The sequence below is a fragment of the Amycolatopsis sp. NPDC101161 genome, from assembly GCF_044768185.1.
Taxonomy (GTDB): domain Bacteria; phylum Actinomycetota; class Actinomycetes; order Mycobacteriales; family Pseudonocardiaceae; genus Amycolatopsis.
The window spans coordinates 910,235-934,946 of record NZ_JBIWPI010000003.1 but is presented as its reverse complement, the minus strand read 5'-3'; the positions used below and the strand labels follow the sequence as shown (position 1 = coordinate 934,946).

The 24,712-nt window shown below is 75.5% G+C and carries 8 protein-coding genes; 3 read left to right on the top strand and 5 right to left on the bottom strand.

The features are described from left to right. Position 1: 1 nt before the first annotated feature. Positions 2 to 1,654, bottom strand: coding sequence for a beta-ketoacyl reductase (locus tag ACIRSS_RS25845; protein ID WP_400899162.1), 1,653 nt, complete (start codon positions 1,652 to 1,654; stop codon positions 2 to 4). 270 nt (positions 1,655 to 1,924) lie between these two features. On the opposite strand from ACIRSS_RS25845, the gene ACIRSS_RS25840 reads away from it, so the two are divergent. The 3 genes from ACIRSS_RS25840 (at position 1,925) to ACIRSS_RS25830 (ending at position 5,110) form a co-directional block, all read left to right on the top strand. Beyond that, positions 1,925 to 3,484: an FAD-binding oxidoreductase gene (locus tag ACIRSS_RS25840; RefSeq protein ID WP_400899160.1), complete on the top strand. Its 1,560-nt coding sequence runs from the start codon at positions 1,925 to 1,927 to the stop codon at positions 3,482 to 3,484. A 64-nt stretch (positions 3,485 to 3,548) separates the two neighbouring features. After that, on the top strand, positions 3,549 to 4,382 hold the full coding sequence (locus tag ACIRSS_RS25835; protein WP_400899158.1) for an LLM class flavin-dependent oxidoreductase: 834 nt from the start codon (positions 3,549 to 3,551) through the stop codon (positions 4,380 to 4,382). Between the two features lie 146 nt (positions 4,383 to 4,528). Further along, positions 4,529 to 5,110, top strand: coding sequence for a TetR/AcrR family transcriptional regulator (locus ACIRSS_RS25830; protein WP_400899156.1), 582 nt, complete (start codon positions 4,529 to 4,531; stop codon positions 5,108 to 5,110). A 90-nt stretch (positions 5,111 to 5,200) separates the two neighbouring features. Here the strand turns inward: ACIRSS_RS25830 and ACIRSS_RS25825 are convergent, their stop codons facing one another. From ACIRSS_RS25825 to ACIRSS_RS25810, 4 genes are all read right to left on the bottom strand, one after another. Further along, on the bottom strand, positions 5,201 to 6,685 hold the full coding sequence (locus ACIRSS_RS25825; RefSeq protein WP_400899154.1) for an MFS transporter: 1,485 nt from the start codon (positions 6,683 to 6,685) through the stop codon (positions 5,201 to 5,203). 78 nt (positions 6,686 to 6,763) lie between these two features. Continuing rightward, a complete protein-coding gene (locus tag ACIRSS_RS25820; protein ID WP_400899152.1) occupies positions 6,764 to 7,540 on the bottom strand; it encodes a thioesterase II family protein in 777 nt (258 codons plus the stop codon). After that, a complete protein-coding gene (locus tag ACIRSS_RS25815) occupies positions 7,530 to 14,942 on the bottom strand; it encodes an SDR family NAD(P)-dependent oxidoreductase (RefSeq protein ID WP_400899150.1) in 7,413 nt (2,470 codons plus the stop codon). Before ACIRSS_RS25815 ends, ACIRSS_RS25820 begins: the two co-directional genes overlap by 11 nt. Then, positions 14,935 to 24,708: a type I polyketide synthase gene (locus tag ACIRSS_RS25810; protein WP_400899148.1), complete on the bottom strand. Its 9,774-nt coding sequence runs from the start codon at positions 24,706 to 24,708 to the stop codon at positions 14,935 to 14,937. The genes ACIRSS_RS25815 and ACIRSS_RS25810 overlap by 8 nt, the downstream gene beginning before the upstream one ends. Positions 24,709 to 24,712 lie beyond the last annotated feature (4 nt).

The following is a 24,712-nucleotide window of genomic DNA, read 5'->3' as shown; positions in this document are numbered from 1 at the left end:
CTCAGCCGCCGAGCACGGCCGCCAGCCGGGCGGCCAGCTCGTTCGGCGTGTCCGTCACGACCACCGCCCCGGCGGGGAACTCGGCCCCGGCGCGCCGGGAAAGCCGCTCCCGCAACGCTTCCGCGCGCTCGGCGTCGAGTCCTTGCGCGGCCAGCGGTTCGGCCAGGGCGACCAGGTCGGGGCGGCTGAGTCCGAGCACGGCCGCGACCTCGATGCGGGTCAGGTCGGCGAGGGCCTGCCGGCGGTCCGCCGCGGGCAGCTCGGCGACCGGCCGGCCCGGCGCGTGCGCGATGCCGCCGAGCAGCGGGCTGGGGCGGCGGGCCGTGAACACCGCGGCGAAGGTCGGCCAGTCCAGGTCGATCACCAGCTCCGCAGTGACGCCGGCGGCGAGCTGCGCGGACAGGGTGTCCAGTGCCCCGTGTGGCGGGAGCGGGCGCACCCCGCCGCGGCGCAACTGCTCCACCACCTTCGGGTCGGCCAGCGTACCCCCGGCCGCCCACGCACCCCACGCCACGGTAATGGCGGGCACACCCGTGCTCCGCAGGTACCGGGCGAAGGCGTCGAGGTAGGCGTCGGCCGCCACGCTCGCGGCCCGGCCGTAACTGCCCCACACGCCGGGGAAACACGCGAACATGACGAAGTTTTCCAGGCCGGCGCCGAAGAACTCGGCCAGGTGCGCGGCCCCGGCGGTCTTCGCGGCGCTGGTGGCGGCGAAGGCGGGCACCGTCTGGTCCCGCAGTCCTGTCATTTCGGCCGCGCCCGCGCAATGGAACACGACCCGGGGCGGGGTGCCCGCCTCCCGCAGCCGCTCGGCCAGCGCGGCTACCGACGCCCGGTCGGCCAGGTCGCACCGTTCGACGTCGACCTTGGTCCCCAGCGCGGCGAGGCCCGCTTCGAACTCACCGGCGACGGCGTCGCGCGAGGCCAGCACGACGTGCTCGCATCCGGACCGGACCAGCCAGTCCGCGACGTGCCGGCCGAGGGCGCCCTGCCCGCCGGCGACGAGCGCGGTGCCACTCGGGCGCCACGGGCGATCGGCCGCGATCCCGGGCGCTCGCGCCACCCGGCGTCCGAAGACGCCCTCGGCCCGGACCGCGACCTGGTCCTCGACGCCACCCAAAACCGCCCACAGCCGGGCGAGCGCGGTGGCGTCGGCGGCCGCGGGCACGTCGACGAGGCCGCCCCACAGCTCGGGGTGTTCCAGCCCGGCGACGAACCCCAGACCCCACACCTGCGCCTGTCCCGGTTCGCGCACCGGGTCGGCGGCTCCGGTGGACACCGCGCCGCGCGTCAGGCACCAGAGCGGAGCGGTCATGCCGGCGTCGGCCATCGCCCGCACGAGCGTCAAGGTCGCCGCGACCCCGGCCGTCACCGCGGGCTCGCGGGGGTCGGCACTGCCGTCCGCGGCGAGCAGGGACACGACCCCGTCGATGCCCGAAAGGCTTGCAGTGTCACGGAAAAGTTCGGAAAGCTCGGCGCCCGCGGAAACCCGCACGACGCGCGCCCCGGTGGCGGCGAGCGCCGCGGACCAGTCCGCCGCCCAGCCGGCGGTCCCGGGCTCGAGCACCAGCCAGCGGCCGGACGGCGCCGCCTCCGCCGCCGGCAGCGGCCGCCACTCGACGCGGTAGCGCCACGGCGGGATCGCCGCCGTCATCGGATCGCCGGACCTCACAACAGATCGCCCCCATGCGGATCACCGGATCGCCCCGGCCGCGCGGAACAGCGGCGGGCAGGTGTGTCAGACGGAGTCTCCGAGCGGGCGCGCGGCCGGGTCAACCCTTAACGCGCGGGCCCGTCAAGCCCTTACCCCGGCGGTTAGGGGCCGGACAGGGGGCGTAGGGGTACCTGCCAGGCCCGACGGCTCCATATTCTGCGGCACAGCGCGGTGATCGCGCGGCCGCACACTGCCTGGGGAGGACGCACCATGACGCACCGCGACGGGCGGGGAACGCTCGCGCCGGACCAGCCGCGGGAGGAGACCCGGCTGCCGGCTCCCGCGATCGTCCGGCCCGGCGACACCCGGTACGCCGAACTCGTGGTCGGCTACAACCAGCGCTGGGTCGGCACCCCCGAGTCCGTCCGGCTGGCCGCTTCGACCGCCCAGGTGGCCGACGTCGTCCGGGAAGCCGTGGCGAGCGGCAAACGGCTCGCCGTCCGCAGCGGCGGCCACTGCTACGCCGACTTCGTCACCGGCCCGCAGACCCAGATCCTGCTCGACGTCTCGAACCTGAACGAGGTGCACTACGACCCGGCGCGCCGGGCGTTCTGCATCGGGGCGGGCACCCAGCTGGGGCGCATCTACGAGACGCTCTACCGCACCTGGGGCGTGACGATCCCCGGCGGCATCTGCCTGACCGTCGGCATCGCCGGCCACACCAGTGGCGGCGGTTTCGGCCTGCTCACGCGGAAGTACGGCTCGGTCGTCGACCACCTCGAAGCGGTCGAGGTGGTCGTCGTCGACGCCGACCGGCGGGTGCGGACGGTGATCGCGTCGCGCGACCCCGAGGACCCGGACCACGACCTGTGGTGGGCGGTCACCGGGGGCGGCGGCGGCACGTTCGGCGTCGTCACCCGGTTCTGGTTCCGCAGCCCGGACGCCGAGGGCACCGACCCGGCCCACCTGCTCCCGCGGCCGCCGGCGTCGGTGCTCGTCGGCCCGGCCGGGGTGCCGTGGCAGAAGCTCGACGAAGACAAGTTCCACACCCTGATCCGGAACTTCTCGAAGTGGCACGAGGACAACAGCGCCCCGGACGACCCCGGGACCGCGCTCGCGAGCATCCTGTTCGCCCGCCCGAAGTCCGGGATGGGCGTCGGCACGCTGACCCAGGTCGACGCGACCGTGCCCGGGGCGCGGGACCTGCTCGACGGCTTCGGCGCGGCCGTCGTCGCCGGCACCGGGATCACGATGGCCGCGCCCCCGCGGGAAGTTTCGTGGCTGGCCTCGACGAAGTTCGTCGGCGGCGGCACGCTGCTCTACGACCCGACGCTGCGCAGCGCCGTGAAGAGCGCCTGGATGCGGCGCGGGTTCACCGACGAGCAGCTGGGCGCGGTGTACCGCGCCCTCCAGCGCGACGACTACCCCAACCCGCTCGGGGTGTTCCAGCTGATGAGCATGGGCGGCAGGCTCAACGCGGTCGGCAGCGCCGAAACCGCCATGCCGCATCGGGATTCCGTGCTGTACGCGGAGTTCGAGACCTTCTGGACGAAGGCGGCGGACGACGAGGTGAACCTCGCCTGGCTGCGCGACCTCTACGCCGGCACCTTCGCCGCGACCGGCGGCTACCCGGTGCCCGGCGAGATCGTCGACGGCACGAACATCAACAACCCCGACCCGGACATCATCGACCCGGCGGTGAACCGCTCCGGCGTCCCCTGGTCCACTTTGTACTTCGGGGCGAACTACCCGCGGCTGCAGCGCGTCAAGGCGCGCTGGGACCCGACGGACTTCTTCCACCACTCCCAATCGGTCCGGCTGCCCGGCTGACTTCCCTTGCCGGGAAAGGTAATCTGTCTCCGACAGCGGCAGTTTCCCCGGAGAGGTGGCTTTCATGAAGATCGGGCTCGGCCTTCCCCTGCAGGATCCCGGTGTCCTGCTCGACTGGGCGCGCCGGGCCGACACCGGCCCGTTCGCGTCGGTCGGGCTGGGCGATCGCGTCGTGTACGACAACCCCGAGCCGCTCGTCGCGCTCGCGGCTGTCGCCGCGGCCACGACCCGGATCCGCGTGCAGACCAACGTCCTGCTCGCGCCGGCCCGGGAAACCGTGCTGCTCGCCAAGCAGGCCGCGACGCTGGACCGGATTTCGGGCGGCCGCTTCACCCTCGGCCTCGGGATCGGCCCGCGTCCGGACGACTTCACGGCCACCGGCCAGGACTACCACCGCCGCGGCCGCCGTCTCGACGACCAGCTGGCCCGGCTGCGCGAGCTCTGGGCGGCCGGAAGCGCGATCGGCCCGGCCCCGACGCGGGCCGGCGGACCCGAACTGCTCTTCGGCGGGTTCAGCCCGCAGGCGATCGGCCGGGTGGCCCGCTGGGGCGACGGGTTCATCAGCGTCTCCCCCGCCGACCTGACCGACCAGCTGTTCCGCGCGGTCGAGAAGACCTGGCAGGCGGCCGAACGCCCCGGCACGCCCCGGCTGGTGGCCCAGGTGAACGCGGTGCTGGGGCCGCCCGAGCGCGTCGACCGCGGCCTGGCTGCCATCGCGGCGTACTACCGGAGCCTGGGCCCGTACGCGGAGAAGGTGCTGGAAGACGTGCTGACGACTCCCGACCGGCTGCGGGAGGCGGTGGCCACCTACGAGCGCCTGGGCGCCGACGAAGTGGTGGTCTACTGCTGGACGACCGACGTGGACCAAGTGGACCGGATCGCCGACGCGGCCGGCTGACGCAGGCGACACCGGCGAGGCGGTCGCGAACCGGGTTCGCGACCGCCTCGCCGCGTTTTCCGGTCCATCCACTTCGGAACCGCGCATTCACCCGGCCGGGATTTTGCGGAGACGTCATACCTGGGAAATACGGTATCCTTACCACCATGCAGAGTGGCCGCGCCGAAAAGCAGGAATTCTCCCCCAACCAGGAGGAGAAGCGGGCGAAAATCGTCGAAGCGGCCAAGATCGTCCTCGTCGAGAGCGGCCTCGCCGGGTGCACCGCGCGTGCCGTCGCCGCGGCGAGCCCACTCACCAAGAGCGCCATCCACTACTACTTCTCCGACATGGACGAGCTCATCGACCAGGCGATGGCCGCGCACATCGCCGCTTTCGTGCGCGCCATCCGGCGAGCCGTCGCGCAGCACACCGACGTCCTGGACCGGTTCTGGTCGGCTGTCGACGAATACCTGAAGATATTCAACGCCGCGCCCGGCACCATTGTTCTCTGGCACGAATACTGGCTGCATTCGGTGCGCGCCGGGCGGCTCGGCGCCATTGATTCGATGACCCGGGACGTCACCGGGATCTTCCACGACCTGCTGCGTGCCGTCGGCGTGGAAAACGCCGAACTGCGGGCGCGCATGCTGACGTCGTACCTGATCGGTGCGGCGACCCGGCAGGCCGTCACCGAGCGGCCCTTCGCCGTCGTGCAGGACGAGATCACCCTGCTCTGCCCGCTCGGCTGACCGGGCGGCCCGACGCGGAAGACCGGGGCCGCCACCGCGCCGGGATCACCGGCGGGGCGGCCGCCCCGGTCGCCCGCGCACCTCCCCGGATCAGGAAGCGGCGCCGGCCGGGGTCTTCGGCTTCGGTTTGGCCTTGACCGCGACGAGCCCGAGCAGGAACGCGGCGATGAGCACGCATCCCGCCACGAGGAAAGCGTTCTGGTAACCCGCGACCGTGGCTTCGGCGACGTGCGCCGCGGAGGTGTCGCCACCGAGCCGGCCGCGCGTGGTCGTGATCGCTACGGTGCCGAGCACCGCCAGCCCGATCGCGCCGCCGACCTGCTGGCTCACGCTCACCAGCGCGGACGCGATGCCCGCCTCCATCGGCTGCACCGACGTGATCGCGGTCAGCGTCAGCGGGACGATCGCGATGCCGATGCCGCAGCCGAGCAGGATCATCGGCCCGACGACCCACCCGTAGCTGCCGTCCGCCGAAGTCGTCAGCCACAGCAGCAGCGCGCCGATCCCGGCGACCAGCGGCCCGGTGATCACGCCGATCCGGGTGCCGACCTTCGCGGCCAGCCGGCCCATGGTCGAGGCCATGAACCCGATGGCGACAGCGATCGGCAGGAACGCGAGACCGGCCTCGATCGCCCCGAACCCGAGGATCTTCTGCAGGAACAGGGTGAGGAAGAACGTCACGCCGAACAGCCCGACGCCGACGGCGAGCGTGATCGCGTACGCGGCGGACCGGTTGTGCCCGGCCAGCACGCGCAACGGCAGCAGCGGTGCGGCCACCTTGGACTCGATCACCACGAACGCCACCAGCAGCACCACCGCGACGGCCAGCGGCACCCAGGTCGACGTGTTCGACCACGACGTCGCCGACGCCCGGATCAGGCCGTAGACCAGCAGCGCCATGCCGGCGGTGACGGTGACCGCGCCGGGCAGGTCGAGCTTGCCCCCGCGGTGGCTCGACTCCGGCAGCACCTTCGGCGCCGCCAGCAGGACCAGGATCCCGATCGGGACGACGACGAACAGGACCGACCGCCAGGTGGCGATGTCGGTCAGCACGCCGCCGAGGATGAACCCGAGCACCGCGCCCCCGCTGGAGACGATCGCGTAGACGCCCATCGCCTTGTTGCGCCGCGCGCCTTCGGGGAACGTCGTGGCGATCAGGGAAAGCGCCGTCGGCGCCGCGATCGCCGCGCCGACACCCTGTACCGCGCGGGCCGCGATCAGCCACGGCTGGTTCATCGCGAAGCCACCGGCGAAGGAGGCCAGCGTGAACACCGCGATGCCGACCATGAACATCCGGCGCCGGCCGAACAGGTCGCCGGTGCGGCCGCCGAGGAGCAGCAGCCCGCCGAAGGCCACCGAATACGCGGTGACGACCCATTCCAGGTTTTCGGTCGAGAAGCCCAGGCTGGCCTGGATCGTCGGCAGCGCGACGTTCACGATGCTGGCGTCCAGCATGATCAGCAAGGTCGCCGCGGCGATCACGATCAGGGCCAGGCCGAGGTTGCGCGGCTCCTCGGGCGCGCCGGGAGGCGACACGCCCGCCGCCGCATCGGTGGAACGTGGCGTTGTGGTCATCGAGCAACCCCCTGCTGCAGACTTACGGATCGGCGAGTCCGTGACCAGCGCTGATCCGCGCGAATCAGGTCACGTGTCCTAAACTTTAGACCAGGCGTCCTGACCGGTCAACGGCGGCCGGGCAAGATCCGCGCCGATGCGCGCGAGGACCGCCCCGAGCCGGTCGTCGAGGTAGAAGTGCCCGCCTTCCAGGACGTGCAGTGCGAACGCGGATTCCGTGTGCCGGCCCCAGCTTTCGGCGTCGGCGACGGGCGTGGTCGGGTCGGCGTCGCCGACGAACGCCGTGATCGGGCTCGCCGTGCGGACGTCGTCGGCGGGCCGGTAACCGCGCAGGGCCCGGTAGTCCGACCGCAGCGACGGAAGCATCATCCGGACGATCTCCTCGCTCGCGAGCCGCGCGCCCTTCGCACCGCCGAGCGCGGCCAGCTCGGCGAGCACGACCTCTTCGGGCCATTCGTCGAGCGCCTTGTCCGTACGCCGCAGGCACGGCGCGCTGCGTGCGGAGACGAAGACCCCGCGCACATCGGCGCCGCCGGCTTCGAGCGCCCGCGCCGCTTCGAACGCGACCAGTGCCCCCATGCTGTGGCCGAAGACGGCGACCGGGCGGCCGTCGGGCTCCAGCGCGCCGACCGCCCCGGCGGCCAGGCCGGTGACGCTCTCCACGCACGGCTCGGTCCGGCGTTCCTGCCGCCCGGGGTACTGCACAACGCGCACGTCGATGCCGGGCGGTGCCTGCGCCGACAGGGCGTAGTAGGCGCTCGCCGCTCCCCCGGCGTGCGGGAAGCAGAGCAGCACCACGCCGGCGTCGTCGCGGGGGTGGAACCGGCGGAGCCAGCGCTCCCGGTCAGCCTTCATGGGACACCTTGCCTTCCCCGGCCGCGGCCGGCTGGGTGTACTTCAGTTCGGCACGCAGGTAGTCGGTGAGCAGGCCGGGGGCCGGCTGGTCGAACACCAGCGTCGGCGGCAGGTCCAGGCCGAGCGCCGCGGCCAGCCGGTCGCGCAGCTCGATCGCGGTCAGCGAGTCGAAGCCCAGCTCGAGGAACTCCGCCGTCTCGTCGACGGGTTCGGGCAGCCGGAGCACTTCGGCCACCTGCGCCCGGACGAACGCCGCGATCAGCCGGTCGTGCTCCGCGGGCTCGGCAGCCGCCAGTTCGCCGAGCAGCGTCGGCGCGGGTGCGGCGGGCACCTCCGGGGCGGGGACGGCGTCCCGGAGGCGGGCCGGCCAGAACCGCGTGCGCTGGAACGCGTACCCGGGCAGGCGGACGGTCCGCGCGCCCGACCCCGCGAACAGCTCGCCCCACGCGACACCGACGCCGGCCGCGTGCAGCGACCCGAGGGCGGCCAGCAGCGCTTCCGGCTCGGGCCAGGACTTCCGGGCCGCCGACACCAGGACCGCGGGGCCGGCCAGGGTGTCCCGCGCCATCGCGGTCAGCGTCGCGTCCGGCCCGACCTCGAGGTACGCGTCCACCCCGGCGGCCTCCAGCGCGCGCAGGCCCGCGGCGAACCGCACCGGCTCCCGCACGTGCCGCACCCAGTACTCCGGGTCGGTCAGCTCGCCGGGCGCGGCGGCGGCGCCGGTCAGGTTCGACACGACCGGCAGCCGCGGCTCGGCGAACGCCAGCCCGGAGACCACTTCGCGGAACTCGCCGAGCACCGGCTCCACCAAGGAAGAGTGGAACGCGTGGCTGACCCGCAGCCGGCGGGCCCGGACGCCGCGGGCGCGGAACGCCGTAACCAGATCGTCCACTTCGGACTCCACCCCGGAAACGACCACGGCGGCCGGCCCGTTGACCGCGGCGATGTCCGTGCGGGCGGGCAGTTCGGCGCGCACCACGCTCTCCTCGGCGCCGATCGCCGCCATCGCCCCGCCGCGCGGCAGGGCCTGCATCAGGCGGGCACGCGCCGCGACGAGCGCGCAGGCGTCCGGCAGGTCGAGCACCCCGGCGACGTGCGCCGCGACGATCTCGCCCACCGAGTGGCCGACCACGTAGCCGGGCACGACGCCGAAGGACGCCAGCAGCCGCGTCAGCGCGACCTCGAAGGTGAACAGCGCCGGCTGGGTGTACTCGGTTTCGTCCAGCAGCACGGCGTCGGGGTCGTCTGGCGGCGCGAAGAGGACTTCGCGCAGCGACCGGGGCAGCCGGGTTTCGAACTCGGCGAGCACCTCCGCCAGCGCCTCGGCGAACACCGGGTACGCGGCGGCCAGCTCGCTGCCCATCCGCGCGCGCTGGCTGCCCTGGCCGGTGTAGAGGAAGGCGATCCGCCTGCCCTCCCGCGCTTTCCCGGTCAGGACGAACGCCGGGGTCGCGCCGTCGGCCAGGGCTCGCAGCCCGGCCAGCAGCTCGTCCCGGTCCTTGCCCAGCACCGTCGCCCGGTGCGGCAACGCCGACCGCGTGGTGGCCAGCGAGAACCCGATGTCGGCCGCCGGCGGCGCGTCGTCGCCCCCGGCGAACTCGGCCAGGCGGATCGCCTGGGCGCGCAACGCGGCTTCGCCGGCCGCCGACAGCACCCAGGGCACCACCGGCACCGCCCGCGGGCTCGGTTCGGGGTCCGGCCCGGTCTCGTCGGCGGCTTCGAGGACGACGTGGGCGTTGGTGCCGCTGATGCCGAAGGAGGAGACCGCCGCGCGCCGGGGACGCCCGGGGTCCGCCCACGGCACCGCTTCGGCGGCCACCCGCACCGCGCCGGAGCTCCAGTCCACATGGGACGAAGGGGTGCCGGCGTGCAGGGTCCGGGGCACGACGCCGTGCCGCATCGCCTCGACCACCTTGAGCACGCCCGCCACCCCGGCGGCCGCCTGGGTGTGCCCGATGTTCGACTTCACCGATCCCAGCCACAATGGGGTTTCCCTGTCCCGGCCGTAGGTCGCGAGCAGCGCCTGGGCCTCGATCGGGTCGCCCAGCGCGGTCCCGGTGCCGTGTGCCTCCACGACGTCCACATCGGACGGTGCCAGCCCGGCGTCGGCCAGCGCCGCCCGGATCACCCGCTGTTGCGAAGGCCCGTTCGGGGCCGTCAAGCCGTTCGACGCGCCGTCGGAGTTCACCGCGCTGCCCCGCACGACCGCCAGTACCCGGTGCCCGTTGCGCCGCGCGTCCGAAAGCCGTTCCACCAGGAGGAGCCCGGCGCCCTCGCCCCAGCCGGTGCCGTCGGCGCCGTCGCCGAAGGCCTTGCAGCGGGCGTCCGGGGCGAGCCCGCGCTGGCGGGCGAACTCGACGAAGGCGACCGGGGACGACATCACCGTCACCCCGCCGGCCAGCGCCAGGTCGGTCTCGCCGCGCCGCAGCGACTGCACCGCCAGGTGCAGCGCCACCAGGGAGGACGAGCACGCCGTGTCGACGGTCACCGCCGGCCCTTCGAAGCCGAACGTGTAGGCCACCCGGCCGGACAGCACGCTCGACGCGTTGCCGGTCAGCAGGTGTCCCGCCAGGTCCTCGGCGTCCGCGCCCGCGAGCCCGACGCCGTAGTCCTGCATGTTGGAGCCGACGAACACCCCGGTCCGGCTGCCGCGCAGCGAGGCGGGGTCGATCCCGCCGTCCTCGAAGGACTCCCAGGCGGTCTCCAGCAGGATCCGCTGCTGGGGGTCCATCGCCAGCGCTTCCCGCGGCGAGATCCCGAAGAAGCCGGCGTCGAAGTCCGCCGCGTCGGCCACGAAACCGCCTTCGCGGACGTAGACCGTCCCGGGCCGGGTGCCGTCCGGGTCGTAGAGGTGCTCGACGTCCCAGCCCCGGTCGGCCGGGAACGGCCCGATCGCGTCGACCTCGCCGGCCACCAGCCGCCACAGGTCGGCCGCGGTCCGGACGCCGCCGGGCAGCCGGCAGGCCGTGCCGACGATCGCGATCGGCTCGTCCCCGGGCCGGGCCACGGTCTCCTCCGGTGCCGGCTCGGCGCTGTCGCCGAAGTCGGCCGCCAGGAACGCGGTGAGCGCTGCCGGGGTCGGGTGGTCGAAGACGAGCGTCGCGGGCAGCCGCAGCCCCGTCACGGCGCCGAGCCGGTTGCGCAGCTCGAGCGCGGTGAGCGAGTCGAACCCGAGGTCCTTGAACGGCCGCGACGCCTCGACCGCCTCCGCGCCGTCGTGACCGAGCACCCGGGCGGCCGCGGCGCGGACGATCCCGGCAAGCCGGTCCCGCCGGGCGGCCGCCGGCAGCGCGGCCAGCTCCGCCGTGATGTCGCCGTCGGCCACGCCCGGGTCTTCGGCGCGGACGTCCGGCAGATCGGCCAGCAGCGGGCTCGGGCGCGCCGCGGTGAACGCGGGACCGAACCGCTCCCAGTCGACGTCGGCCAGCACGACCGCCGGGTCGCCCGCCGTCAGCTCCCGCCCGAGCGCGAGGACCGCCTGCTCCGGCGCCATCGGGAGGACGCCGCCGCGGCGCAGGCGCTCGTCGGCGGCCGCGTTGTCGGCCGCCAGGCCGGCGCCGCCCCAGAACCCCCAGGCCACCGACGTGGCGGGCAAGCCCTCTGCGTGGCGGAGTTCGGCGAGCGCGTCGAGTTCGGCGTTCGCGGCCGCGTAAGCGCTTTGCCCCGCGCCGCCGAAGGTGCCCGCGAAGGAAGAGAACAGGACGAAAGCGGTGAGTTCGCGGTCGCGCGTCAGCTCGTGCAGGTGGGCCGCGGCCCGGGACTTCGGGTGCGCGACGGCGGCCAGCTGCCGCGCGGTGAGCGAGTCCGCGACCCCGTCTTCGAGCACGCCCGCCGCGTGGAAGACGGCGCGCAGCGGGGGACCGGAAAGGCCGTCGAGGAGGGCCGCCAGCGCGGCGCGGTTACCGACGTCGCACGCCGCCACGGTGACGCGGGCGCCGAGCGCCGTCAGTTCCGCAGCGAGGTCGGTGGCACCGGGCGCGGCCTCGCCGCGCCGCCCGGTCAGGACGAGGTGCTCGGCTCCGGCGCGCGCGAGCCAGCGGGCGACCTGGGCACCGGCGGCGCCGGTCCCGCCGGTGACCAGCACCGTGCCCTCCGGCCGCCACGGCGGCCCGGACACGGCGAGCGGCGCGCGGACCAGCCGGCGCGCGTGGAGACCGGCCGCGCGGACCGCGACCTGGTCTTCCCGAGCGGCGCCCGCGAGCACGCCGCGCACCCGGGCCCAGACGGCTTCGCCGGCGTCGGCCGGGAGGTCCACGAGCCCGCCCCACCGCCCGGGGTGCTCCAGGGCGAGGCTCCGGCCGAGGCCCCACACGGCGGCCTGGCCGGGCACGACGACGTCACCGGGGACCGCGGCCACCGCCCCGCGGGTCAGGCACCACAGCGGCGCTTCGACACCGGCGTCGCCGAGCGCCTGGACCAGGACGGCGGTCGCGAGCACTGCGTCCGCTCCGGCCGGCAGGGCGAGCACCCCGGCGGGCGGCCCGTCGGCCGCGGCGGACCGCAGCCGACGCGCGAGGTCCGCCCGGTCGGTGCCCGGGGCGATCCAGCGGAGGTCGACGCCATCGAAGCCGGCTGTGGCGGGCAGGTCCGCCAGGGACCCGACGGCGAACCAGCGACCGGTCGGCTCGGCGGGCTCGCCCGCCAGCCGCCGCCAGGTCACGCGGTAGCGCCAGTCGTCGACGACCGCGCGGCCCCGGGCCGGGGCACCGCTGCGCCAGTACCGCGTCCGGTCGAACGCGTAGGTCGGCAGCGACACCGGGCGGGCGCCCGGGAACGCCGGGGTGAAGTCCACCGGCACGCCGGCGACGTGCAGTTCCGCCAGCGACGCCCAGAACCGTTCGAGACCTCCGTCGTCGCGGCGGAGCGTGCCGGTGACGACGGCGTCGGCCTCGATGTCCTGGATGCCTGGCGTCAGCACCGGGTGCGAGCTGACTTCGACGAACGCGCGGTGCCCGGCCGCGCCGAGCGCGGCGACCACCTCGGCGAACCGCACCGGGCGGCGCAGGTTCTCGAACCAGTAGCCGCCGTCGAGCGCGGTCGTGTCTAGCGGGCTGCCGGTGACCGTCGACCAGAACGGCACCTCGGCGGGCCGCGGCGTGATCCCCGCGAGCGCGGTGCCGATCTCTGCGTGCAGCTCTTCGACGTGCGGGGAGTGCGACGCGTAGTCGACCGGCACGACCTTGGCGCGGACGCCGTCCGCGGTCAGCCGGTCCGCGAAGGCGCGCACCGCCGCGACATCCCCGGAGACCACGGCGGCCGACGGCCCGTTGACCGCCGCCACCACCAAGCCGTCCGGGAGCAGCTCACGCAGCCGCGCTTCGGGCAGCCCGACCGCGAGCATGCCGCCGCGGCCCGCGATCCGGCGGATCGCTTTGCTGCGCAGGGAAACCACCTTCGCGCCGTCCTCGAGCGACAGCGCACCCGACACCACCGCCGCCGCGATCTCGCCCTGCGAATGCCCGGTCACCGCCGCCGGTTCGACGCCGTAGGAGCGCCACAGCCCGGCCAGCGACACCATCACCGCGAACGAAACCGGCTGCACGACGTCGACCCGGTCGAGCCCCGGTGCGCCGGCCACGCCCTGCACGACGTCCAGCAGCGACCAGCCGGTGTGCGGTTCGAGGGCGCGGGCGCACTCGGTCAGCCGCGCGCGGAAGACGTCCGAGCGGACGAACAGCTCCCGGGCCATGCCGTCCCACTGCGTGCCCTGGCCGGGGAAGACGAACACGACCGGGCGGTCGTCCTCGCCGGCAACCCCGCCGACCCCGGCCTCCGCACCGCGGGCGAGCTCGGCCAGGCCGGCCAGCAGCTCTTCGCGGCCGCCGGTCAGCACGACCCGGTGCTCGAACGCGGTTCTCGTGGTCGCCAGCGACAGGCCGACGTCGGCGACGTCCAGCCCGGGCAGCTCGGCGAGCCGCGCCCGGAGGCGGGCCGCCTGACCGGCCAGGGCCCGCGTGCTGCGCGCGGACAGCGCCCACGGCACCGACTCCGGCGTCGGCCGGCCACCGGGCTCGGGCGCGGCGAGCGCCTCTTCGACGATGACGTGCGCGTTCGTCCCGCTCATCCCGAAGGACGAGACGCCGGCGCGCCGCGGCCGGTCGCCGGCGGGCCACGGGACCGGCTCGGCGAGCAGCGAGACCGCGCCCGCCGACCAGTCGACCTGCCGGGTCGGCTCGGCCACGTGCAGCGTCGGCGGCAGCTCTTCCCGCCGCAGGGCCTGCACCACCTTGATCACGCCGGCGACGCCCGCGGCCGCCTGGGTGTGCCCGATGTTCGACTTCACCGACCCGAGCCACAGCGGCCGGTCGCGGTGCTTGCCGTAGGTCGCCAGGAGCGCCTGCGCCTCGATGGGGTCGCCCAGCCCGGTGCCGGTGCCGTGCGCCTCCACGGCGTCCACATCGGACGGTCCCAGCCCGGCTTTCGCCAGTGCCGCCCGGATCACCCGCTGCTGCGCCGGCCCGTTCGGGGCGGTCAGCCCGTTGGACGCGCCGTCCTGGTTGACCGCGCTGCCCCGGACCACCGCGAGGATCCGGCGGCCGTGGCGCTGGGCGTCCGAGAGCCGTTCGAGCAGCAGCACCCCGGCCCCTTCGGCCATGCCCATGCCGTCCGCGGCGGCCGAGAACGCCTTGCACCGGCCGTCCGCGGCGAGCGCGCGCTGGCGGCTGAAGCCCCGCAGCTGCAGGAGCGTGGCCATCACCGTTGCGCCGCCGGCGAGGGCGAGCGCGCATTCCCCGCCGCGCAGGGCCTGCGCGGCCAGGTGCAGCGCGACCAGCGACGACGAACACGCCGTGTCCACGGTCGCGGCCGGCCCCTCCAGCCCGAGCACGTAGGCGATCCGGCCGGACAGCACGCTCGCGGCGTTGCCGGTGAGCAGGTGGCCCTCCAGCGCTTCGTCGGCCGCGCCGGCGAGGCCCACCACGTAGTCCTGCGCGTTGGTGCCGACGAAGACGCCGGTCTCCCCGCCGCGGGCTGACGCCGGGTCGATCCCCGCGTCCTCGAACGCCTCCCACGACGTCTCCAGCAGCAACCGCTGCTGCGGATCCATCGCCAGCGCCTCCCGCGGCGAGACCCCGAAGAACCCCGCGTCGAACTCCGCCGCGTCGTGCAGGAAGCCGCCTTCGCGCGTGGTGACGGTCCCCGGGAGGTCGGCGTCCTCGCCGTGGCGGTAGGTGCCCTCCCAGCCGCGTCCCGCCGGGAAGCCCGAGATCGCGTCGCCGCCGGCGGCCACCAGGTCGCCCAGCTCGTCCGGAGACGTCACGCCGCCCGGGAACCGGCAGCCCATGCCGATGATCGCGATCGGCTCGCTCGCCCGCCGTTCGCTCTCCCGCAGCCGTTCGCGCGTCGCGTGCAGGTCCGCGGTGACGCGCTTGAGGTAGTCGACCAGCTTCTGCTCGTCAGCCATCGTTACCGAACTCCCTGTCGATGAAGGCGAGCACCTCGTCGGCCGAGGCGGTCGCCAGACCGTGCTCGTCCCCGGACCGGCCGGGGTCCCCGGTGAGTGACTCCAGCGCCGCGGCGAGCCGGGCGGCGAGGGCCGCGCGTTCCGGCTCGGCCACCGTCGCGCGGGGCAGCGCCGCTTCCAGCCGGGCGACGAGCTCGGGCAGCGGCTCCGGCTCCGGTTCGAGCTCCGCGTAGAGGTACGCGGCGAGCGCTTCGGCCGTCGGGTGGTCGAAGATGAGCGTCGCCGGCAGGGCCAGTCCGGTAGCCGCGGTCAGCCGGTTGCGCAGCTCGACGGCGGTCACCGAGTCGAAGCCCAGTTCCTTGAACGCGCGGCGGGCGCCGACGCTGCCCGCCGGCCCGTGCCCCAGCACGGCGGCCGCGGTCCCGCGGACCAGCCGGTCGATCGCGGTCCGCCGCTCTTCGGGCGGCAGCGCGGCGAGATCCTGAGCGGGCGCTTCGGGTGGCGCCTCGGCGAAGTCGGCCAGCAGCGGTGAAGGCCGGGCCGCCGTGAGCGCGGGTGCCAGGCGCGTCCAGTCGACGTCGGCGACGATCTGCGGTCCGCCGCCGGGCCGGCGCAGCGCGGACAGCGCCCGGTCCGGGTCCACGGCGGGCAGGCCATGCCGCCGGGTCGTCTCGGCGAGGTCGTCCGGCTCGGGGGCACTCCACGGTCCCCAGGCGACCGCGCCGGCCGGCAGGCCTTCGGCGCGGGCGCGCTCGGCGAACGCCTCCAGGAACGCGTCGGCCGCCGCGTGGACACCGCCGCCCGCGCTGCCCCAGACGCCCGAAACGCCGTGGTAGAGCAGGAAATTCGGCGTTTCGTGGGCCCGGGCGATCTCGGCGAGGGTGGTCGCGGCTCGGGCCATCGGCCGCAGCACGTCCGCGACCCGGGTGGCGTCGAGCGCGGCGATCGGCGTGGCGGCGAACCCGGCGTCGGCGTGCACCACGACGGAGAACCGGACGCCGGGCAGCGCCGCGGCCAGTGCCGCGGCCGCGTCCGGAGTGGCGGGATCCCAGTGCAGGAAGGTGGCTTTGGCGCCGAGCGCGGACAGTTCGCCGTCCAGCTCCGCGGTCCGGCCGGGGTCGGCGGCGGTGGCCGTGACCACGACGTGGTCGCAGCCGCGCCGGGCGAGCCACCGGGCGGTCGCGGCCCCGAGGGTGCCGGTCCCGCCGGTGACCAGCGCGGTGCCGGAGGGTTGCCAAGCTTCGCCACCGGGAAGGGCCCGCACCAGCCGGCGCGCGTGGAGGCCGGAGTCCCGGACGGCCAGCTGGTCTTCGGGACCGGCCGCGAGCGCCGCGGCGAGGCCGCGGAAGGCGTCCGCCCCGGGCAGGTCGATCAGGCCGCCCCAGTGGCCGGGGTGCTCGAGAGCGGCAATCCGGCCGGCCCCCCAGACGGCGGCCTGCGCCGGATCGGGAGGAGCATCCCCGGGCCCGGTGGCGACGGCGCGGTGGGTGACGCACCAGAGGCGGGCGGGGCCGCCCCCGATGTCGGCGAAGGCTTGCAGGGTCGCGAGGGTGGTGGCGACGGCGGTTTCGGCGGGGCCGCCGGGGAAGCAGAGGACGCCGGAGACAGGTCCGTCGGCGAGGGCGCCGGCGAGAAGGGCGGCGAGCTCGCTCCGGCTGCTGCCGGGCTCGGCGACGACGGTGACGAGGTCGAGTCCATCGAGGACAGGTGGGAGGGCGGCCTCGACCACCGGCGGCACGATGGCCAGCCAGCGGCCCCTGGCCTCCTCCCCGCTCACCGGCACCCGCCGCCATTCCACCCGGTACCGCCACGAGTCCGTCTCCGCCGTCTCGCGGCGGCCGCGGTGCCACCCTGCCAATGCCGGCAGCAACGCCTCGATTTCCTCGCCGTCCACGCCCAACGTGCCGGCCAGCCCCACCGCGTCTCCGGCCTCGACCGCCGCCCAGAACCGGTCCTGTGCCGGGTCGGCCGCCGGCTGGGCTGCTTCGAGCCAGTACCGCTGCCGCTGGAACGCGTACCCGGGCAGCTCCACCCGGCGCGCGTCCGGCCACAGCGGCGTCCAGCCGATCCGGACCCCGCCCGTGTGCGCCGTGGCCAGCGATGTGACGAACCGGCGCAGGCCGCCGTCTTCCCGGCGCAGGGAGCCCGTCACCACGCCGTCGGTACCGAGGGTGTCCTGGACCGCCGCCGTCAGCACCGGGTGCGGGCTGACCTCGACGAACGCGCGGTGGCCGCCGGCCGCGAGACCGCGGACCACCTCCTCGAACAGCACCGGCCGCCGCAGGTTCGCGTACCAGTACTCCGCCCCCAGCCCGGTGGTGTCGAGCTCGCCGCCGGTCACCGTGGAGTGGAACGCGACCCGCGCGGGCCGCGGCGTGATCCCCGCCAGCGCCGTGACGATCGCGTCCTCGATCTCCTCCACGGCGAACGAGTGCGACGCGTAGTCGACCGGGACGCGCTTCGCCCGGACGCCGTCCCGTTCGCAGCGGCCGATCAGGTCCTCGACCTCGTCGACGGGTCCGGCGACCACCGTAGCCGACGGTCCATTGTGGACGGCCAGTTCCACCGACCCGGTCAGCCGCGCCCGGACTTCGTCGGCCGGGAGCGGGATCGAAGCCATCGCGCCGCGGCCGGCGATCCGCCGGATCGCCTTGCTGCGCAACGCGACCACCTTCGCACCGTCCTCGAGCGACAGCGCACCCGACACCACCGCCGCCGCGATCTCCCCCTGCGAATGCCCCACCACCGCCGCCGGCTCCACGCCGTAGGAGCGCCACAGCTCCGCCAGCGACACCATCACCGCGAACAACGCGGGCTGCACGACGTCGACCCTGTCGAGCGCGTCCTCGTCGGCGCCGGCCAGGACGTCGAGCAGCGACCAGCCGACGTGCGGGGCCAGCGCCGCCGCGCACGCGTGCAGGCGCTCCCGGAACACCGGCGCGCCGGCCAGCAGCTCGCGCGCCATCGCCGGCCACTGCGAGCCTTGGCCGGGGAAGACGAAGACGACTTCGGGCGGCGTCCTCGGCGCCTCGCCCTCGGCCGCGACCGGTCCGCCGTCGCGCAGTTCCGCCAGACCGGCCAGCAGCTCCTCGCTGTCGGCGCCGAGCACCACGGCCCGGTGCGGCAGGGTTGCCCGGGCGGCCAGGGAGAACCCGACGTCGGCGGGCGCGAAGTCAGCCTCCGCCAGCCGGCGGTGCAGCCGTCCGGCCTGCGCCCGCAAAGCCTGCGGGTCGTGCGCCGAAACCAGCCACGGCAGCGGCCCGGCCGGAATGACGGCGGCGCCCTCACGCGGGGTCTCCGTGCCCTCTTCGAGCACGACGTGGGCGTTCGTGCCGCTGACTCCGAACGACGAGACGCCCGCCCGGCGCGGCCGGTCGCGCGCCGGCCACGCGACCGGCTCGGTGAGCAGCGAAACCGCGCCCGCCGCCCAGTCGACGTGCGGCGACGGCTCGTCCACGTGCAGGGTCTTCGGCAGCACGCCGTGGCGCATCGCCATGATCACCTTGATCACGCCGGCCACCCCGGCGGCGGCCTGCGTGTGCCCGAGGTTCGACTTGACCGAGCCCAGCCAGAGCGGGTCCGCCCGCTCCTGGCCGTACGTCGCGAGCAGCGCGCCGGCCTCGATCGGGTCGCCGAGGGTGGTGCCGGTACCGTGCGCCTCCACGACGTCCACATCGGACGGTGCCAGTCCCGCGTCCGCCAGCGCGGCGCGGATCACCCGCTGCTGCGCGGGCCCGTTCGGCGCCGTCAAGCCGTTCGACGCACCGTCCTGGTTCACCGCCGAGCCGCGCACGACGGCCAGCACGGGGTGCCCGTTGCGCCGGGCGTCGGAAAGCCGTTCCACGACGAGCATCCCGCCGCCTTCGCCCCAGCCGGTGCCGTCCGCGGACGCGGCGAACGCCTTGCAGCGGCCGTCCGGGGCGAGCCCGCGCTGGCGCGAGAACTCGAGGAACGTCGCCGGGGTCGCCATCACCGTCACCCCGCCCGCGAGCGCCAGGTCGCACTCGCCGCGGCGCAGCGACTGCGCCGCGAGGTGCAGCGCCACCAGCGACGACGAGCACGCCGTGTCCACCGTGACCGCGGGGCCCTGGAAACCGAACGTGTAGGACAGCCGGCCCGAGGCCGCGCTGCCCGAGTTGCCGGTGGCGAGCAGGCCGCGGACCTCGTCCGGCACGGCGGCGGCGCCACTGGCGTAGTCGTGGTACATCAGGCCGGTGAACACCCCGGCCGCGCTCCCCCGGACCGCGGCGGGGTCGATCCCGGCGTGCTCCAGCGCGAGCCACGACGTCTCCAGCAGCAGCCGCTGCTGGGGGTCCATCGCCAGCGCTTCGCGGGGCGAGATCCCGAAGAAGCCAGCGTCGAACTCCGCGGCGTCGTAGAGGAAACCGCCTTCGCGCACGTAGCTCGTGCCGGCGTGTTCCGGGTCGGGGTCGTACAGCGCGCCGAGGTCCCAGCCGCGATCGCCGGGGAACCCGCCGATCGCGTCGCGCCCGGCGGCGACCAGGTCCCACAGGTCCTCCGGCGACGAGACGCCACCCGGGTAACGGCACGCCATGCCGACGATCGCGATCGGCTCCTCGGCGGCCGCGCGCGCGGCCGGGACGAGCGGCGCTTCGCCAAGCCCGGTGAGCTCGGCCAGCAGGAAGCGGACCAGCGCGCCCGGGTCGGGGTGGTCGAACACGACGGCGGCGGGCAGCTTCAGCCCGGTCGCCGCGTTGAGCCGGGTGCGCAGCTCCAGCGCGGTCAGCGAGTCGAGCCCCTGCTCCCCGAACGGGACCGCGGGGTCGACCGCCGCCGGGTCCGCGTGCCCGAGCACCGCCGCGGTCTCGGCCCGGACGAGCTCGGCGAGCAGCCGCTCGCGGTTGGGCTCACCGGCAGCGGCGAGCCGGGCGGCGAACGCCGGGGCCGCGGCCGGGCGCGGCCGCGCGCGCACCAGGCCGCGCAGCACCGCGGGCACGTCGTCGTAGGTGCCGGCGGTGGCCAGCCGGACCGGCACCGGCACCACGGCCGGGCCGCCCAGCGCGGCGTCGAACAACGCGAGCCCGTCTTCATCGGACAGCGGGATCGCGCGGCCGGCCACCCGGCTCGCCTGCCGTTCCCCGAGCCGCGCGGCCATCCCGGTCTCCCACGGCCCCCAGGCGAGGGAGACGGCGGGCAACCCGGCCGCGCGGCGGTGCCGGGCCAGGCCGTCGAGGAACGCGTTGGCCGCGGCGTAGTTCGCCTGCCCACCCGCGCCCAGCACGCCGGACACGGACGAGAACAGGACGAACGCGTGCAAGTCGAGCCCGCGGGTCAGCTCGTGCAGGTGCCAGGCCGCGGCCGCCTTGGGCGCGAAGACCCGCTCCAGCCGGTCGGGGGTGAGCCCGGTGACGGTCGCGTCCGCGAGCACCCCGGCGGCGTGCACGACCGCGCGCAGCGAGTGCGTAGCGGGGATCCCCGCGAGCACGTCCGCGAGGGCGGCGCGGTCGGCGACGTCGCACGCCGCCACCGAAACCCGGGCCCCCAGCCCGGTCAGCTCGGTCACCAGCCCGGCCGCGCCGGCGGCCGCCGGACCACGCCGGCTGAGCAGCACGAGGTGCCGGACGCCGTGGCGCCGTACCAGGTGCCGGGCGACCAGCGCGCCGAGCCCGCCCGTGCCGCCGGTGATCAGGACCGTGCCGTCGGCGTCCCAGCCGGGCACCGGTTCCGCGTCGCCCGGACGCGGTGCCAAGTCGAGGTGAGCCAGCCGCGCCACGGTGACCGCGCCGGCGCGGACGGCCAATTGCGGCTCGCCCGGTCCCAACGCGGCGACCAGGACCGGTAGGTCATCCGGCGTTTCGACGTCGGCGAGCACGAACCGGTCCGGATGTTCGGCCTGCGCGGACCGGACCAACCCCCACACGGCCGCCGAAGCGGGGTCTTCCTCCAGTGCCCCGGAGGTGACCAGCACCAGCCGCGAGGTGGCGAACCGGTCGAGAGCGAGCCACGATCGCACCAGGCGCAGCACGTCGGCGGTCATCCGGCGGGCCGCGCCGGCCGGGTCGCCGTCGCCGCGCGGCACCGGGGCCAGCACGAACGCCGGCTCCGGTCCCGGGTCCAGCGCGAGCGCCGCCAGGTCCGGGAACGCTTCGAGCGTCCCGTCGTGCGCCGGCCCCACCAGCACGCACCGGCCGGGCGCGGTCCCGGACGGCGTGGCCGGGACCCACTCCAAGGCGAACAGCGCGTCGGCGATCCCGCGCGGGCGCAGCAGCGCCGGGTCCAGGGGCCGCAGCACCAGCGACCGGACCGAGGCGACGGCACGGCCGTCCTCGCCGGAGAGCAGCAGCGAGACGGCGTCGCCGGTGCGGGTGATCCGGGCGCGGACCACGGCCGCGCCCGCCGCGTACACCTCGACTCCGTGCCAGGAGAACGGCAGCAAGGGCCGGGCACCGCCGTCGGCGGCCAGTGCGTGCAGCACGGCGTCGAGCAGCGCGGGGTGCAGCAGGTAGCCCGCCTGCCCGGCTTCGGGCGGCAGCGCCACTTCGGCGAAAAGCTCGCCGTCACGGCGCCAGAGCCCGCGCAGCCCGCGGAACGCCGGCCCGTAGCCGAAGCCGAGCGCGGCCAGCCGGTCGTAGAGACCGGACACGTCTTCGGCACGCGCGCCGGCGGGCGGCCAGGCACCGGCGTCGCCGGCCGGTTCCCCGCCCGGCGCGAGCATTCCGGCGGCGTGCCGGATCCACGTCTCGCCGTCGCGGGCGTGGACGGTGACCGCCCGGCGGCCCCGGTCGTCCGGCGGTTCGAGCACGACCTGGACGTCGACCCCGTCGGTTCCGGACAGCGTGAGCGGCGCTTCGAGGGTGAGCTCGTCCACGAGCGGGCACCCGGCCTCCAACCCGGCGCGCAGGGCCAGCTCGACGAACGCCGTGCCGGGTAGCAAAACCGTGTCCGACACCGCGTGCTCGGTCAGCCACGGCGAGGTCGCGCCGGACAGCCGGCCGGTCAGCACGAGCCGATCCGACCCCGCGACGCCGAGCACCGCGCCCAGCAGCGGGTGCCCCGCCGCGCCGAACCCCGCGGCGACGCCGTCGTCCGGCGCGTCGAGCCAGAACCGCTCGCGCTGGAACGGGTAGGTGGGCAGATCGATCCGGCGCCCGGCGGGCAGGAGCGGGCGCCAGTCGGTCTCGACGCCGGAGACGAACGCCGTGCCGATCGCGGCGAGCAGGGCTTCGGGTTCCGGCCGGCCGCCGCGCAGCAGCGGCACGACCGGCTCGGCCGCGTCCTCGCCGAGGCAGCCGCGCACCATCCCGGCGAGCACCGAACCGGGACCGACTTCGACGAACGCCGTCGCGCCCGCGGCCCGCAGCGCGTCGACGGCGTCGGCGAACCGCACGGTCTCGCGCACGTGCCGCACCCAGTACTCCGGGTCGGTGAGCTCACCCGGCGCGACGGCGCGCCCGGTCACCGACGACACGATCGGCAGGTCCGGCTCCCGCAGCTCCAGGCTCCGCACCACGGCGCGGAAGTCCTCGAGCATCGGGTCCATCAGCGGCGAGTGGAAGGCGTGGCTCACCCGCAGGCGGTGGACCCGCGTGCCGCGCGCCCGGAACTCCGCGGCCACACCGTCCACAACGGACTCTTCGCCGGAGATCACCACGGCTTCGGGCCCGTTGACCGCGGCGAGCCCGGCGCCGTCGCCGAGGAACCCGGCGACGTCCCGCTCGGGTGCCGCCACGGCGAGCATCGCGCCGCCCGGCGGCAGGTCCTGCATGAGCGCACCGCGCGCGGCGACGAGCGCGCAGGCGTCGGCCAGGGTCAGCACGCCCGCGACGTGCGCGGCGGCGATCTCGCCGATCGAGTGCCCGGCGAGCACCTTCGGCGTCAGGCCGGCCGACACCGCGAGGCGGTACAGCGCGACCTCCAGGGCGAACAACGCCGGCTGGGCGTACCGCGTCTCGTCGAGCAGAGCCGCGTCGGGGTGCCCTTCGGGGGCGAACATCACTTCGCGCAGCGGACGCGGCAGCCGGCCCGCGAACGCGGCGCAGACCTCCTCGAGCGCCTCGGCGAACTCCGGCCGGCTCTCGGCCAGCTCGCGTCCCATGCCCGGCCGCTGGCTGCCCTGGCCGGAGAAGACGAACGCCGGCTCCCGCCGCGCGGTGGCCCGCCCGGTCAGCACGTTCGACGCGGACATACCCTCGGCAAGCGCCGCGAGCCCCGCCTCGGCGCCCGGGCGGCCGGTGGCCAGCACGACGGCCCGGTGCGGCAGCAGCGCCCGCGTGGTCAGCAGCGACCAGCCGACGTCGACCGGGTGCGCGTCGACCTCGGCGAGCCGGGCCGCCTGTGCGCGCAGCGCGGTTTCCGAACGGGCCGACAGCACCCACGGCACCACGGGCACGGCCGGCGGTTCCGGCGCGGGTTCGGCGGCCGGCGCCTGTTCCAGGACAACGTGGGCGTTGGTGCCGCTGATCCCGAACGACGAGATCCCGGCCCGGCGCGGCCGCCCGGAAGTGGTCCACGCCACCGGTTCCAGCGCCGGCCGGACCCCGCCCGCCGACCAGTCCACATGGGACGAGAGCGGGTCGGCGTGCAGCGTCTTCGGCACGACGCCGTGCCGCATCGCCATGATCATCTTGAGTACGCCCGCGACACCCGCCGCGGCCTGGGTGTGCCCGAGGTTCGACTTCACCGAGCCCAGCCACAGCGGCGCGTCCGCCGGGCGCCCGGCCCCGTAGGTCGCCTGCAGCGCGTCCGCCTCGATCGGGTCGCCGAGCACGGTGCCCGTCCCGTGCGCTTCGACGACGTCCACATCGGACGGAACCAGCCGGGCGTCGGCCAGCGCGGCCCGGATCACCCGCTGCTGCGCGGGCCCGTTCGGCGCGGTGAGCCCGTTCGACGCGCCGTCGGAGTTCACCGCGGTGCCCCGCACCACCGCCAGCACCCGGTGCCCGAGGCGCCGCGCGTCCGAAAGCCGCTCGACGAGCAGCACGCCGGCCCCTTCGCCCCAGCCGGTGCCGTCCGCGGCCTCGCCGAAGGCCTTGCAGCGCCCGTCCGGGGAAAGTCCGCGCTGGCGCGAAAACTCGACGAAGGTCGCCGGGGTCGCCATCACCGTGGCCCCGCCGGCCAGCGCGAGCTCGCACTCGCCGCGGCGCAGCGACTGGACGGCCAGGTGCAACGCGACCAGCGAGGACGAACACGCCGTGTCGACGGTGACCGCCGGCCCTTCCAGGCCGAGCACGTAGGCGACGCGGCCGGAGGCGATGCTGCCCGCGCTGCCTTCGCCGAGGTACCCCTCGAACTCGGGGCTCCCGCGGTGCTGCAGCCGGGATCCGTAGTCGTGGTACATGATCCCGGTGAACACCCCGACCCGGCTGCCGCGCACCGACCCCGGGTCGATCCCGGCGTCCTCGAACGCTTCCCACGACGTCTCCAGCAGCAACCGCTGCTGCGGATCCATCGCGAGCGCTTCCCTCGGCGAGACCCCGAAGAACCCCGCGTCGAACTCCGCCGCGTCGTGCAGGAAGCCGCCTTCGCGGGTGGTGCTGGTGCCGGGGTGGTCCGGATCGGGGTCGTACAGGCCGGCCAGGTCCCAGCCGCGGTCGGCGGGGAACCCGGAGATCGCGTCCCGGCCCCCGGCCACCAGGTCCCACAGCTCGCCGGGGGACGCGATCCCGCCCGGGAACCGGCACGCCGTGCCCACGACCGCAATCGGGTCCGCGGCCCGGACCTCGTGCTCGCGCAAGCGTTCGCGGGCCTCGTGCAGGTCCGCGGTGACCCGCCTGAGGTAGTCGCGGAGCTTGGCTTCGTTGGACACAGGT

What these genes read in the sequence shown, in the direction of transcription:
- ACIRSS_RS25820 (WP_400899152.1), bottom strand. Translation starts at nt 7,540, where the DNA reads ATGAAGGCTGACCGGGAGCGCTGGCTCCGCCGGTTCCACCCCCGCGAC.
- ACIRSS_RS25835 (WP_400899158.1), top strand. Translation starts at nt 3,549, where the DNA reads ATGAAGATCGGGCTCGGCCTTCCCCTGCAGGATCCCGGTGTCCTGCTC.
- ACIRSS_RS25825 (WP_400899154.1), bottom strand. Translation starts at nt 6,685, where the DNA reads ATGACCACAACGCCACGTTCCACCGATGCGGCGGCGGGCGTGTCGCCT.
- ACIRSS_RS25840 (WP_400899160.1), top strand. Translation starts at nt 1,925, where the DNA reads ATGACGCACCGCGACGGGCGGGGAACGCTCGCGCCGGACCAGCCGCGG.
- ACIRSS_RS25845 (WP_400899162.1), bottom strand. Translation starts at nt 1,654, where the DNA reads ATGACGGCGGCGATCCCGCCGTGGCGCTACCGCGTCGAGTGGCGGCCG.
- ACIRSS_RS25830 (WP_400899156.1), top strand. Translation starts at nt 4,529, where the DNA reads ATGCAGAGTGGCCGCGCCGAAAAGCAGGAATTCTCCCCCAACCAGGAG.
- ACIRSS_RS25815 (WP_400899150.1), bottom strand. Translation starts at nt 14,942, where the DNA reads ATGGCTGACGAGCAGAAGCTGGTCGACTACCTCAAGCGCGTCACCGCG.